The sequence below is a fragment of the Psychrobacter sp. Arc9 genome, from assembly GCF_041431295.1.
GTDB lineage: Bacteria > Pseudomonadota > Gammaproteobacteria > Pseudomonadales > Moraxellaceae > Psychrobacter.
This window is the reverse complement of sequence record NZ_JASMRK010000010.1, coordinates 56732-70275: the sequence shown is the minus strand read 5'-3', so window position 1 is coordinate 70275 and position 13544 is coordinate 56732. Positions and strand designations below refer to the sequence as shown.

Below are 13544 nucleotides of genomic sequence, written 5' to 3'. Positions count from 1 at the left end.
TATCAGTATCAGTATCAGTATCAGTATCAGTATCAGTATCAGTATCAGTATCAGTATCAGTATCAGTATCAGTATCAGTATCATACCAAACTGTTTGATAAAGTAAACATATGTTTTGTATAATTTTAAGCAAAAAAAAACGACCACTTAAAGTGATCGTTTCTTTATTATAGCTGTTTGCTAAAAGCTTGTTTTCTAAATAATTAGAACTTTAAGTTAGCACCAACAGTAAGCAGCTTAGTATCTGCATCACTATCCATCATGGCATATTCTGTTTCAACATTGAAGTTAGGATTCACCGCATAGCCAAGACCGATGCCACCAGCAATACCAGTATCACTCACTGAATCACTGCTACCGTCGTTAAAATCAGCTTCTAGCTCTGTTTTAGCGATACCAAGCTTACCTTTGGCATACAGTGCAGTATTTGGGAACGTGTAACGATAAGTACCGTACGCACCATAAGTTTTCGTATCATAATCGCCAGCATTATTGTCTAGATCAGCATCATCTGAACCAACATATTCAACTTCCATACCAAAATTAGGATCGAAGTTATAACCAGCATACACACCATACGCAGTTGGATCGTCGCCGCTTACATCATTATCGAACTGACCAATCTTAGCACCAACATACGGTTGACCTGTATAGCCGTTACCATAATTAACGGCAGCTTGTGCACCTACAGTAAGTAAAGAACCAGTTGCTAGTGCAAGTATAGTTTTTTGTAGAGTTTTCATTATTAGCTCCTTCAAGTAAATTTGGACAAACAAGTTATTTAGTTGTATTGACCATTTGGCCGTATCGCCTTGTTTGCTAACGATGGGTACATAGTAACAAACTATTTCAGACACTCTGTCAGTGTTTAATGGTATGAGAGTTAAGATTTGAAAGCATTTGTCAGTGCTCGGGTTACAAAGGCCTAGATATGAAACCTTTTGTTACATCCACCCAGTTTATGCAATAATTCGTACTCATTTCATATTTTTCTTGCTATACAAATCAGATAAATATGGCTGATATAACAATAATTAGAGAGAAAAAATGCAAAATTCAATCACTGAGCGTTTGCAAAGCACACTTGCAGACTTGAAAGCAAAGCAGCAGTACCGTCAATTACCAAACCTGCAGCATGACGGACGATACGTTATTAGCAATGGTAAAGCTCTGCTTAATATTGCGAGTAATGATTATCTTGGTTTAGGCGGCGATACTGAGCTGCAAGCTGAGTTTCTTACTCAAGTGGGACAGCTATCTACTACACACACTCCTAAAATGAGTGCCACTTCCTCACGCCTACTGACAGGCAACGATATACAGTTAGAAGCCCTAGAAGAAGAACTGCAAAATTGGTATCAAAGCGCCATAGAAAAACAGAGTTTGACCGATTCAAAATCTGTATTGGTATTGAACAGTGGCTATCACGCCAACCTAGGTATCTTGCCAGCATTAACAGCTTTGCCAGTCAAGACACTCATTTTGGCTGACAAGCTAGTGCATGCCAGCATTATCGATGGGATGCGCTTGAGCCAAAGCAAACTGGTCACCTATCGTCGTTACCGTCATAACGATTACGAACATTTGGCCAAGTTTATTGAACAAGCAGACGAGACGGTTGAACGCATCATTATTGTCACCGAGAGTATATTTAGTATGGATGGCGACCGTGCTGACTTGCCTGAACTAGTACAATTAAAATCCAAAGATGCTCGTATTGAGCTATATATCGATGAAGCACATGCTGTTGGAGTGCTTGGCGATACAGGTCTAGGATTAGCGGAAGAAACGCATACCTTGGCCGATATTGACTACTTGGTGGGTACCTTTGGTAAAGCATTTGCTTCAATGGGTGCTTATATCATGTGTGATGAGGTCGTCAAACAATGGCTGATCAATGCCATGCGTCCATTGATTTTTAGCACTGCACTTCCTCCTATCAATCACGCATGGACACGATTTATTTTAGCAAAGATGCCGACCTTAACTAATCAACGTGCGCATCTAGCACAGTTATCTACCACGCTTAGCCAAGCCATTAACCCACGGCACCGTGTATCGCCAACCTTGGAAGATATACACTATGAATCCCCTATCGTTCCTTATATATTAGGCGATAATGCGAGTACCCTTGTCAAAGCACAACAGTTGCAAGCCGCTGGATTTTACGCGCTACCTATCAGGCCGCCTACTGTGCCTGCAAACACTGCTCGCATTCGTTTAGTTATGAATGCCAAACTGACTAACGAAGACTGTGCGCGACTGATACAGCAGTTGTAACTTTATCGTTTGACACAAACTTTATTTCTACTATTGATAGATAACTGGCACACTTGGATATAATGAAGCCTATGACAACATTCGACACAGCTGACGACCTCAGTGTTAGAAAACAAACCATCGCTCGCCACTTTGCTAATGCAAGCGATTATGACCAGCATGCCAATGTCCAGCAGATCGTTTGTCAGTACTTATTAGACAGTATTGCTCATACCAAACAAAGTAGTGTGCTAGAAGTGGGTGCAGGCACAGGTCAAATGACGCGCCTACTCGCTGATCATATTCAAAGCCAGTATTGGCTTATTAATGAGTTATGTAGTGAGCAGAGTGCTACATTGCAATCAATACTGCCAACTGCTGACGTAATGATTGGTGATGCTGAAACGATAGATTTAGCAGAAAATCATAGCTTGATAATTAGTGCCAATGCCGTGCAATGGTTTGATAATCCGTTGAGTTTCGTCACGCAATCAGCGCAGCGTTTACAATCTGGGAGACAGCTGGTCTTTAGTACTTTTACGCCAAATAACTTTTCGCAAATTAAAACTCTCACGGGCCAAGGACTTCACTACCCAGATATTAATGAATGGCAATTGGCATTAGATAGTGCTGGCTTTGAGAATATCAAACTCTCAATTCAGCGCTTTGATTTACCATTTCCTACCCCCTACGCTATCTTAAAGCATATGAAACTCACTGGTGTATCGACCAATCAAACGCAAGTTAAATCAGAAGATACTCAAACCTTTATATGGACCAAATCGCGTCTACAGCAATTTGAGTCAGACTATTGGCAACATTTTTCAAGAAAGGATGAAACAGGACAGCTCGTGGTTAATTTAACCTATGAAGTGCTCATAGTAAGCGCGTTTAAACTATAAGCACGCATCTTATTAAGAAAAACAATAGCTAGCAGAAATAGTAACCGATAGGAAAAATAGCCATAAAAAAACGCACCCCGAAGGATGCGTTTTTTAATTTAACTAGTTAATAGCCGTATTATTTTTTATCTTCGTCTACTTCAGTGAACTCAGCATCAACAACGTCGTCATCAGCTTTGTTGCTACCAGCATCGTCAGCACCTTGTTGGAACTGGCTTGGATCCATACCTTCTGCGCCAGCGCCGCTATCAGCGTAGATTTTTTGGCTGATTGGCAAGAATGCATTGTCTAATGCTTCAAGCTTAGCTTTGATTTCGTCATGATCGTCTTCTTTCGCCGCCGCTTCAAGCTCAGTGATGGCAGATTCTACTGTTGATTTTTCTTCATCAGTCACTTTATCTTCTGCTTCTTTCAGCGCTTTTTGTACCGCATGGATACGACCATCTGCTTCGTTACGAACTTGCGCTAGGTTAGCGAACTTCTCATCTTCAGCAGCATTAGCTTCTGCATCACGAACCATTTGTTCGACTTCTTCGTCCGACAAGCCAGAATCCGCTTTGATCTGGATGCTTTGTGCTTTACCAGTACCTTTATCGGTTGCTGAGATATTCATGATACCATCAGCATTGATGTCAAAAGACACTTCGATTTGTGGTAAGCCACGTGGTGCTGGTGGAATATCCGTCAAGTCAAAACGGCCAAGCATTTTGTTTTGGTTAGCGATTTTACGCTCACCTTGATATACCTGAATCGTTACTGCTGGCTGATTGTCTTCAGCCGTTGAGAATACCTGTGATTTCTTAGTAGGAATCATGGTGTTTTTCTCGATAACTGGCGTCATGACACCGCCCATCGTTTCGATACCTAAGGTCAATGGCGTTACATCAAGTAGCAATACGTCAGTTTTGTCACCAGACAATACGGCACCTTGAATCGCTGCACCAGCTGCAACTGCTTCATCAGGGTTCACGTCTTTACGTGGCTCTTGACCAAAGAATTCTTGTACTTTTTGTTGTACTAGTGGCATACGCGTCTGACCACCGACGAGGATAACGTCATCGATATCGCCAATTTTTAGGCCAGCATCTTCAAGTGCAGTCTTACAAGGACCCATTGTACGTTGTACTAATTCTTCAGTTAGGCTCTCTAGTTTCGAGCGGCTGATAGTTACAACCAAATGCTTAGGACCACTGCTATCAGCAGTGATGTATGGCAAGTTTACTTCAGTGCTTTGTGCACTTGATAGCTCAATCTTCGCTTTTTCTGCCGCTTCTTTTAGACGCTGCATCGCAAGAGAGTCACCTTTTAGGTTAACGTCTTGCTCTTTTTTGAATTCAGCAACTAAGAAGTCAATCAATGCTGAGTCAAAATCTTCACCACCTAGGAAAGTATCACCGTTGGTCGCTAGTACTTCGAATTGTTGCTCACCATCTACGTCTGCGATTTCGATGATTGAGATATCGAAAGTACCACCACCCAAGTCGTATACAGCAACAGTGCTATCGCCTTGCTTCTTGTCCATACCATAAGCAAGTGCAGCAGCAGTTGGCTCATTGATGATACGTTTTACATCAAGACCAGCGATTTTACCCGCATCTTTAGTTGCTTGACGCTGTGAGTCATTGAAGTAAGCAGGTACAGTTACAACCGCTTCAGTCACGCTCTCACCAAGATAATCTTCTGCTGTTTTTTTCATTTTTTTCAAGATTTCAGCAGAAACCTGTGGTGGCGCAAGCTTTTTACCATTGATTTCTACCCATGCATCGCCGTTATCTGCTTTAGCGATTTCGTAAGGAACCATGCCAATGTCTTTTTGTACGACTTTGTCATCAAAACGACGACCGATCAAACGCTTGATCGCAAACAAAGTGTTGCTTGGGTTGGTTACTGCTTGACGCTTAGCTGACTGACCAACAAGCGTTTCGTCATCTTTATAGGCGACGATCGATGGTGTTGTACGAGTACCTTCAGCATTTTCGATGACTTTGACTTTGTCACCTTCCATTACTGCTACACACGAGTTAGTAGTACCTAAATCAATACCAATTACTTTACCCATAATCAATTGCTCCTAATTTGTTTTTAACTATAAATACTTATTTATCCAGACCGTAGTCGGTCACTTGTTGCTATATATCGGTTTACCCGTCGTATTTTTCAAGGCGATAATCACGCAAAAACTGTGTTTCATGTCATTTTTTGTGAAAAACCTTCATATTAGTAGGGTTTAGCCCTAAAAATATTACTGACCAACACGAACCATAGCTGGACGTAATAGACGACCGTTTAGGCTATAGCCTTTTTGTAAGACCGTACCAACTGTATCTGCCGCTGCTTCTGGGTCAATACCCACTGCTTCATGGAAGTCAGCGTTGAATTTTTCGCCTTGTGGATCGACCACTTCTACGCCGTTTTTGGTCAATACCGCAACCAATGCTTTGTGCGTTAATTGCACACCCTCAGCGACTGGATCATTGGCATCGGCATTTTCGATAGCGCGCTCTAAGTTGTCAACGATGTCTAACAATTCTTTAGCAAATTTCTGTAGTGCAAATTTTTTGCTCTTATCCGCTTCTTGCTCCATGCGTTTTTGCGCATTATAAGCTTCAGCATTAGCACGTGCAGTACCTTCTTTGGCTTGTTTTACTTCGCCTTCTAGCTCAGCAATACGCGCTTTAAAAGTATCAAGGTTGATTTCGTTTTCGATAGTCGTTTCTTCACCTGAATTATTCTGTGGATCAAACTCTTTCATGGTTTCTTCTAAGATACTGTCATTGTGATCAATATTCTCATGTGCCACATTTTGGTCAAGATTTTCGTGGTTCGGGTTTTGCTCGCTCATGATAGCTCCTTGGAATTTCAATAATGAAGATTAAGAGACAGCACAGTAGACCGAATAATTACTGGTCCTACTATGCCATTATTAAATACTCGATGTTTCTAACTCATTGTTTTTTTTAATACGCTTCAATAGCTGCTTGATAAAGGTGATAAGGACAAATTTCAAGCCTAGAGCAAAGGAATTTTTACCATTTATGACAAATATTCGTGAAGTGTCATTAATACGATGCGTCAAACATTTTTGTTCCATGTCAATAAATCTCAATATTTATTCACAAAAAGAACAAAAAACCGCTATTTATTCCAATTGCTTTACGCTTATTAATCAAGCTATTACCAAACGATACGCTATTATTCTGCTGTCTATTTTATCATTGCTATAAATATTATCGCCTACACTCAAATGCACGCTAAAAATCATTTATGAGAGCTGTTATGTCTAATTCAAAAAATTTATCTATCAATACTTTGCTTAATAAAGCATTGATGACATTGCACTTAGCGTCAAAAGAAAATCCAGCGTCAAGAGAGTCATCGAACCAAGATGCACAAACGTATGACTTATTAGAAAAACGTCTGAGCGTTAAAGAAAAAATACTCGCTTATAACCCTGTCGCAAACTACCAGCCGCATACATTGCACTATGCAATGAAAAGTCTCGGTTACTTACCAGATCCTATTTTAGAAGGGGTAATTGGTTACCTTAAAGGCCCTAATTCAAAACAATATCTGCATGCAAACGCTCACCTGCGTCTCATCCTTGCAGTAAATAGCTACCTCAAAACACCGTTAGAACTAACTCCAATGCCAGAGTTGCGTGAGAGATTTACTGCTGATGCGGTAGCCATGCAGTCACCTAGAGTATGGCAGCAAGCCAATACGACTATGCTAAGCAATATAAAGCCCTTCACTAAAAAAAATGATTCACCTGTTAGTTGGAAAGATGAAACGATTGCCAATGCTGATGATGGCGACATGACCGTCCGTTGTTATAAAGCCGGCGGCAAAAAATCTGGTTTTAGAAGAAAACGTATCCATAATCCTGATGAAACAGTCATGCTGTTTTTTCATGGTGGCGGGTTCTGCATTGGTGATGTCGATACACATCATGAGTTCTGTCATGCGGTATGTGAGCAGACTGGCTGGTCTGTGGTTAGTGTCGATTATCGCTTAGCTCCTGAATGCCCTGCTCCAGCAGCATTGAAAGACTGTATCACTGCATATGCTTGGTTAGTTGAGCACTGTCACACATTGGGCGCATTACCTTCTCGTATCGTATTAGCTGGTGATAGCGCAGGGGGTGGTCTATCAACTTTAATTGCGCAGCAGCTGACAGCACCGAGCAAAAGCGCATGGGCAGACCTAGGGATAGAAGGTCAGAAAATGTTTAATCTATTAGAAAAACTACCCGAACCTCTAGCGCAAATGCCCTTGTATCCAGTCACTGATATTGAGACAGATTATCCTAGTTGGGAGCTATATGGTGAGGGTCTACTATTAGATCATGCTGATGTAGCAGTATTTGATGCTGCTTGTTTGGAAAATAGTCCGCTGCCTCGTCTACATATACTGAACTCACCTATGCTGGGTGATAATAGTAAAGTTTGCCCAACTTACATTGTAGCTTCTGAGCTCGATGTATTACGTGACGAGGCATTTGCTTATGCAAAGCAGCTGAGAGGTTATGGCGTTGCTGTAGAGACCTATACTGTGCTTGGAGCACCGCATGGCTTTATACACTTTATGAGTGTTCATCAAGGTCTTGGACAAGAGACAAGCAATATTATTCATGGCTTTAGCAGCTTTGTACGTGAAATCATCAATACACAATCCCAGTTAGCTGCATAAACCGTTAGTTATTTAGTTAGCCAGCTAATTAATGATTTGTATAACTGATTAATTGGTATTACCAGATAGCGTAATCAACCAAATCTCTGAGCGCGATCCCAATCGAAAGGGAATGCCCCAAAAACCATAGCCAGAGGACACGACAAAGTGTCCTTTACCAATCTGCTCATAGCCATAGCCTAATCTATTAATAGCATTGACGATGAAATTAGCGGGGAATACTTGACCGTTGTGAGTATGTCCCGAGACTTGTAAATCTATAGGTAATTGACTGTGATTATCTATATCACTCGGTCTATGATCTAACAATATCACTAGCTGCGACGTATCTACTTGCGCAAGCAGATCAGTAGTCGCTACACGTTGACGTTTATGGTTATCAAAACGTCCAACTAGCCATACTGATTGACCCTCATGCTCGATACAGAGCACCTCATCGTTCAACAGTTGTATACCTGCATTTTGCAGCGCTTCGCTAATAGGTCGCTCATGACCATACAAATCATGATTACCCAATGTCGCATAGACACCACCTGGCAGACTACGGCACAATTCTGCTAGGTTTTGCTCCATATGATATTCATTAAAGGCATCTGTATTATCATCCATAATATCCCCAGGCATCAGCAGCATATCTGCACCAGAGCGAATTATAAGTTGCTGCAATCTATCTATGGCTTTTACACCAAATAATCGGCCTATATGCAAGTCACTAGCGACTGCAATGCGTAGCGGCTTGGTTAAAGGTTTACCTATATTAATAGAAAGCTTGCGTATAACAGGGGTATAGGCACTATATAACGAATAAATAAATAGTCCTAAAAATAGGAATAGCGCTAGTACTCTTAGCCCTATAGCCATTTCATTCGATTGGTGTAACGTACTACCTGATAAAGCAACTACTAGCAGATACCCTCCGTAGAATAGACTCACTGCCAACGCCGTCAGTATCATAAAATGCATGATTAGCATCCATCCACTAATCCAGCGATAACTGTTAGCAAATGCTCTTTTTACGCTCAATACTAATAGACCATTAGTAATAATAAATACACTAACCCATATCGTTGTCTGTAATGTTGGCGTCATCCAAGGCTGGAGCCACCACTGTATACTTAATACTGTACCCAGACTGAACAGCTGTAATAGCAAAAAGATAGTGAAGAAAAATGCGTAACGCATGGACTGCCCTTAGACATAAATACTGTTTGATAAGTGATTATCAGAAAATAAACTCTAATGTTTCACATGAAACAACTGCTATATAACTATTTCTGATTTCCTAATGCTTGCTGGAGTGTCGAGTGTTTGAACGAATAACCTGCATCCAATAGCGCTTGTGGCAGCACCTTTTGACCATCGATAAGTAAGGTCGACATTTTGCCAAACATCAGCTTAAGCAAAAACTCTGGTAAAGTAAAAAAGGTTGGGCGATGTAGCCATGAGCCAAGTGCTTTGGTAAAAGTATGATTGGTCACAGGATTCGGAGCAGTAAGGTTATATACGACTGCATTTGTATTATTTGCGGTACCGCTTGCAGTTTTGATAGTGCTATCATTAATAGGTGCATTGTCTTGGGCTAAGCTTTCAATGTGATTAACGTCTGATTCTTTAGTAAGTTTAAGCTGCTGCTCAATAATAAAGATGACCGCACTAACCCAATCTTCACGGCTGATCCAGCTCATGACTTGCTGTCCATCACCCAACTGTCCACCGACACCAAATTTAAAGGGTAGCAACAATTTAGCCACCATTCCGCCCTCAGGATGAATGACTACACCTGTTCTGACAATAGCTACAGGAACATCATGATTGGTTGCTTTAAGCGCTAATTGCTCCCATTCATCACATAATGTATGGGCAAAGTCTGTCTCATAATCGCTATTTTCAGTCAATGGCTTGTCGCCTTGCGTACCATACCAACCGATTGCTGAGCCGCTTACCAGTAACTTGGGTTTTGTGCTAGCACGTGCTATAAAATCCAATATCGACTGAGTAGGTTTGATACGGCTCGCCATCAACTGCTCTTTGCGCTCATCGCTCCAACGAGAGTCAGCAATCCCAGCACCTGCTAAATTTAATATGACATCAAAACTCATATCAGACTTCGCAAGCTCGTCATAAGTCATCATATTGATATCATCGGGATGTGGTTGACTGCTATTACGAGTTAACCAAGTAATCGTCACGTCTTTATTCTGCGCGCGAGACCGTGCCATTAGCTCTCGACTAAAAGCACTTCCCAAAAACCCTGAACCACCACTAATCAAAACATTCATACCCTACTCCCTATATGCCTCAAATCTCGCCAATATGACTGATCGTTAAATTATTTATTGTTGAAGTACTTATCGTTCAATAAAAACCAGACCGTTACAACCATCGTCTGCTTTTTTGTGGTTTTTATCAAAACGACTTTTACATACTTTTGGTAAAGGAAGGTGAGGAATGAAAGGTTTACGAGGTCAAACATTGCACTTTGATAATTACTGTCAAAAATAGAAGTTTTTTTATTAAAAAAGTATCCTAATTTTTTGGCTAATATTGCAGACTTTGTTTAGGTTTAGGTAATACGGACATACTCACAATCAAAGCACTTATACCTCCTACTAAGCTAATCGCCAACCATGTACGAGCATCTTGACCAATAAAAAATGTGGCATTAATAGAAAAACCAACAAGAAAAACTCTTACCCACCATCTTTTGGACTTATATGTTTGTTTGGAAGCAAGCCATATACCGCACAATAGTGTAGGCATTCCAATAAGAAATACACCTGCAATAAGGTAAAAAGGTATGGCTACAGCGTATGCCAGACCTATATCCTTATTCCACATTATCAGCGATACTAAAATAGGGAATAAGATCAACTGATATAGCGTACCTAAAGTTAAAAATAAAAATATCACCATTTTTTTTGGATAGTGGCTGTTGTTATCTAACATTAGTTTTAACTCATAAGTTGGTCAATTTGTGAATGGAAATAATATAGCTGTTATAAACCGTTTCGAACTTTCTTGACCATCCAAACGCATCATAATATTTCAGAAATAGTTTGATCAGCTCTTTATTTAATGGCTCAGCCTACGTCTTCAATATTTTCTTTCAATACTGGTAAAGCTGACATACCTGCTAATACGGCACTTACTCCTCCAGTTAAACTGATAGAGAACCATATCACTAAACCAAATTTAGAAAATATAAACCAAACAAAAAATAAAGCATTAATAAGAACTCCCATAAAAAAAGTTCTTATCCACCACCCATCTTGTATGTATATTTCTTTATACGAATGCCACTTTCCCATCATTAATGTAGTTGGCATCGCAAACAAGCCACCTGCAATAAGATAAACTGGAAAAAACAGTATGAACAATAGACCTATGCTGTCATCTGGGCTAAGAGGTGTCGCTATCCATGGAAAGATAATGAGCTCATACAGCGCTCCTACGAATAAAAATAACTTAGTAACCTTCATTTTTGGATATTCAGCCAAACTTTCGTTCAAACTATGACTTGGCTGATTTAATTTATTTTTCATATGACTGCCTAAATCCTATTCAGGGCTACCGTCAGTGTGTGATAAACAGTATTTGTGCCAGCATTACTGTAAAAATGTAGCTCATACAATAGAAAACATGTTAAGTAAGGCAAACAGGTAGCAAAAAAAACGTCTACATCTTTCTTGTCCACTAACGAATAACCAAGCCTGTCGTTGCGTCACGAATCTGGCTAGGTAAGGTATAACCCAATGTATCACCCTGCAAATAACCAATTTGCTCTTTGAAATAAGCATAGGCGGCTTCAAAGGTGCTAGCAGGCGTTTGTCCTGATCGGTTGCAGCTTGTAGAAACCAATAGCCCAAATGGGTTTTGCTCACTGACCATCTGTTGACAAAGCTGACGAACTGTAGGATGCGAGATAACTCGAACAGCAATAGTCTGATGCTGACCGGTAATCCAAGTGGGCACAGTGCTTGCAAGCGGCTGAGGAATCGGTAATAACCAAGTATGTGCTTGGCGATTGTGCTGTTCATCTCTACTATCGTCTGTCTGCCAGCTATCAATAACCTGCTGGCGCTGAACATCATCTAAAGAGGCTAGTAAGGGGGCTAAGCGAGACACACTATCAGTAACGACTATCATGCCTTTGGCTTGTGGACGTTGTTTGATATCCAAGATACGCTGAACAGCTGCTTGGTCATAAGGGTCGCAACCAATACCCCAAACGCTTTCTGTAGGATACGCGAGCAGTTTTCCTTCTTTTAGCCACTTAGCAGCTTGGATGGCAGAATTAGTAATAAGAGGTGTAGGTTGGCTCATGACTTAAATGGTTCGTAGAAGTAAATTCTAATAATACCACAAGAGGGATATTGTCTAGGAGAGACTATAACTAAGGGCTATCTATGCCAGCGTCTAATAAGGAATATTTGCAATATTTTAAACGCGTAAATATCGTCCACCTTGTTCGCTGATAAGACCCATTAACTCAAGCTCCATTAGCTGACCAATCAACTGCGGCGGTGCAAGCTTGGTTGCACTAATAAGCGCATCTAAATCTTGCCCATGCCAGTCAAGCTGCTCATAGATTGCAGTTAAATGCTCAGGCACAACGACTGTACTGCGCGCAGGTTTTATCTCAGAGGATGGTTGCCGGCTAGTAGATTTGATTGAGTTTTTCTCTATCTCAAACGTATCGGAAGTCTGAGTGACATTCGAGTGATTGCTATTAGAGTTGGTAGCGTTTGCTGTTCTATAAGCGCCTTTATCGTAATCAAGCTGACCATTGACGTCTTCTAGTACTTGCTGCGGATGATAAATCAAGGTCGCACCTTCACGTATCAAATGATGGCAACCCTCTGCATTACTATTATCAATATGACTGGGAATAGCAAAGACCTGTTTACCTTGTTCAGACGTGAGACGTGCTGTTATAAGCGAGCCGCTTTTGATGGTCGCTTCCGTTACAATGGTCGCGAGACTCAGCCCAGCTACCAAACGATTGCGACGCGGAAAAGTATGTTTATGTGGCTGCGTATGCGGTAGTAGCTCACTAATAATGCAGCCACCTTGCTCGATAATTTGAGTAAATAACTGATCCCGATGATTGGGATAGTTTACATCGATCCCCGTACCCATTACACCAACTGTACGTCCCTGATAGTCAGGGTCTGCCTGTGCTAGTGCACCTAAATGTGCGCGTTTATCTACACCCATAGCTAAGCCGCTAGTAACAATATAGCCTGCTTGCGCTAAATACTGTGCCATATCAAACGTGATTTTTTGCGCATGCGCGGTGGGTTTGCGGCTACCTACTATAGCGATTTGTGCTTGATGTAGGCGTGCGCTATTCCCACGATAAAATAATAAAGGTGGCGGGTCGTAGATTTGTGAGAGTTGGGCAGGATAATCGGCGTCATCAGCGAACAGCAAACCATAACGCCCCTCTATCAATGCTTGCTGAATCTTATCGATATTGGCGAGTGTTTGCTCTGGCTGTTCATGACGTTTGAGATGGGTATGGTGAATACCGAGCTGCTTCCATGCCTCTACTTTGGCTTGCCAAGCAAGCTGCGGATAACCGAAAGAAGTGATCAGTGTGTGATAAGCAGATAACGACGCATTCACCTCGTACCACAGCGCTAAGATAGCGCGCTGATCGTCGGATAAAGAAGAGGTGACTGCCGTCATTGT

Annotated in this window: 12 protein-coding genes; 3 read left to right on the top strand and 9 right to left on the bottom strand. The window is 41.2% G+C overall.

Translation table 11 applies throughout. The features are described 5' to 3' along the window. Positions 1-203: 203 nt before the first annotated feature. Positions 204-743, bottom strand: a complete 540-nt coding sequence (locus QO187_RS07475; RefSeq protein WP_102078619.1) for a porin family protein — start codon at positions 741-743, stop codon at positions 204-206. A gap of 304 nt (positions 744-1047) precedes the next feature. Here QO187_RS07475 and QO187_RS07470 point away from each other — a divergent pair, with 304 nt between their 5' ends. Beyond that, positions 1048-2280 carry an 8-amino-7-oxononanoate synthase gene (locus QO187_RS07470; RefSeq protein WP_102094860.1) on the top strand — a complete coding sequence of 411 codons (1233 nt, stop codon included), beginning with the start codon at positions 1048-1050 and terminating at the stop codon, positions 2278-2280. A 71-nt stretch (positions 2281-2351) separates the two neighbouring features. Beyond that, on the top strand, positions 2352-3161 hold the full coding sequence (locus tag QO187_RS07465; RefSeq protein ID WP_228153257.1) for a methyltransferase domain-containing protein: 810 nt from the start codon (positions 2352-2354) through the stop codon (positions 3159-3161). Positions 3162-3279: 118 nt separating this feature from the next. On the opposite strand, the gene dnaK is transcribed toward QO187_RS07465, so the two are convergent. Next, a complete protein-coding gene (dnaK, locus tag QO187_RS07460; protein ID WP_102094858.1) occupies positions 3280-5220 on the bottom strand; it encodes a molecular chaperone DnaK in 1941 nt (646 codons plus the stop codon). Positions 5221-5403: 183 nt separating this feature from the next. Next, positions 5404-6003 (bottom strand): nucleotide exchange factor GrpE, encoded by a 600-nt coding sequence (gene grpE / locus QO187_RS07455; RefSeq protein ID WP_057762215.1) that lies wholly within the window; start codon positions 6001-6003, stop codon positions 5404-5406. A 434-nt stretch (positions 6004-6437) separates the two neighbouring features. Here grpE and QO187_RS07450 point away from each other — a divergent pair, with 434 nt between their 5' ends. Then, positions 6438-7850: an alpha/beta hydrolase gene (locus QO187_RS07450; RefSeq protein ID WP_102094857.1), complete on the top strand. Its 1413-nt coding sequence runs from the start codon at positions 6438-6440 to the stop codon at positions 7848-7850. A gap of 48 nt (positions 7851-7898) precedes the next feature. Here the strand turns inward: QO187_RS07450 and QO187_RS07445 are convergent, their stop codons facing one another. The 6 genes from QO187_RS07445 to dprA all read right to left on the bottom strand — a co-directional run bounded on the left by QO187_RS07445 (position 7899) and on the right by dprA (position 13541). Then, positions 7899-9032: a metallophosphoesterase gene (locus QO187_RS07445; RefSeq protein WP_102094856.1), complete on the bottom strand. Its 1134-nt coding sequence runs from the start codon at positions 9030-9032 to the stop codon at positions 7899-7901. An 86-nt stretch (positions 9033-9118) separates the two neighbouring features. Then, positions 9119-10129 carry a TIGR01777 family oxidoreductase gene (locus QO187_RS07440; RefSeq protein WP_102094855.1) on the bottom strand — a complete coding sequence of 337 codons (1011 nt, stop codon included), beginning with the start codon at positions 10127-10129 and terminating at the stop codon, positions 9119-9121. Positions 10130-10388: 259 nt separating this feature from the next. Next, entirely contained in the window at positions 10389-10796 is a 408-nt protein-coding gene (locus QO187_RS07435) for a hypothetical protein (protein ID WP_102094854.1), read from the bottom strand. A gap of 134 nt (positions 10797-10930) precedes the next feature. Further along, a complete protein-coding gene (locus QO187_RS07430; RefSeq protein ID WP_102094853.1) occupies positions 10931-11392 on the bottom strand; it encodes a hypothetical protein in 462 nt (153 codons plus the stop codon). 151 nt (positions 11393-11543) lie between these two features. Next, the gene (locus QO187_RS07425) at positions 11544-12173 is read right to left on the bottom strand and encodes an L-threonylcarbamoyladenylate synthase (RefSeq protein ID WP_102094852.1); all 630 of its coding nucleotides are present in this window, start codon (positions 12171-12173) and stop codon (positions 11544-11546) included. Between the two features lie 117 nt (positions 12174-12290). Then, the gene (gene dprA / locus QO187_RS07420) at positions 12291-13541 is read right to left on the bottom strand and encodes a DNA-processing protein DprA (protein ID WP_371547882.1); all 1251 of its coding nucleotides are present in this window, start codon (positions 13539-13541) and stop codon (positions 12291-12293) included. Positions 13542-13544: the final 3 nt, after the last annotated feature.

Excerpts from the sequence above, each read along its gene's own strand:
- QO187_RS07475 (WP_102078619.1), bottom strand. The coding sequence starts at position 743 with ATGAAAACTCTACAAAAAACTATACTTGCACTAGCAACTGGTTCTTTA.
- QO187_RS07435 (WP_102094854.1), bottom strand. The coding sequence starts at position 10,796 with ATGTTAGATAACAACAGCCACTATCCAAAAAAAATGGTGATATTTTTA.
- grpE (WP_057762215.1), bottom strand. The coding sequence starts at position 6,003 with ATGAGCGAGCAAAACCCGAACCACGAAAATCTTGACCAAAATGTGGCA.
- dnaK (WP_102094858.1), bottom strand. The coding sequence starts at position 5,220 with ATGGGTAAAGTAATTGGTATTGATTTAGGTACTACTAACTCGTGTGTA.
- QO187_RS07450 (WP_102094857.1), top strand. The coding sequence starts at position 6,438 with ATGTCTAATTCAAAAAATTTATCTATCAATACTTTGCTTAATAAAGCA.
- QO187_RS07445 (WP_102094856.1), bottom strand. The coding sequence starts at position 9,032 with ATGCGTTACGCATTTTTCTTCACTATCTTTTTGCTATTACAGCTGTTC.
- QO187_RS07440 (WP_102094855.1), bottom strand. The coding sequence starts at position 10,129 with ATGAATGTTTTGATTAGTGGTGGTTCAGGGTTTTTGGGAAGTGCTTTT.
- QO187_RS07425 (WP_102094852.1), bottom strand. The coding sequence starts at position 12,173 with ATGAGCCAACCTACACCTCTTATTACTAATTCTGCCATCCAAGCTGCT.
- QO187_RS07470 (WP_102094860.1), top strand. The coding sequence starts at position 1,048 with ATGCAAAATTCAATCACTGAGCGTTTGCAAAGCACACTTGCAGACTTG.
- dprA (WP_371547882.1), bottom strand. The coding sequence starts at position 13,541 with ATGACGGCAGTCACCTCTTCTTTATCCGACGATCAGCGCGCTATCTTA.
- QO187_RS07430 (WP_102094853.1), bottom strand. The coding sequence starts at position 11,392 with ATGAAAAATAAATTAAATCAGCCAAGTCATAGTTTGAACGAAAGTTTG.
- QO187_RS07465 (WP_228153257.1), top strand. The coding sequence starts at position 2,352 with ATGACAACATTCGACACAGCTGACGACCTCAGTGTTAGAAAACAAACC.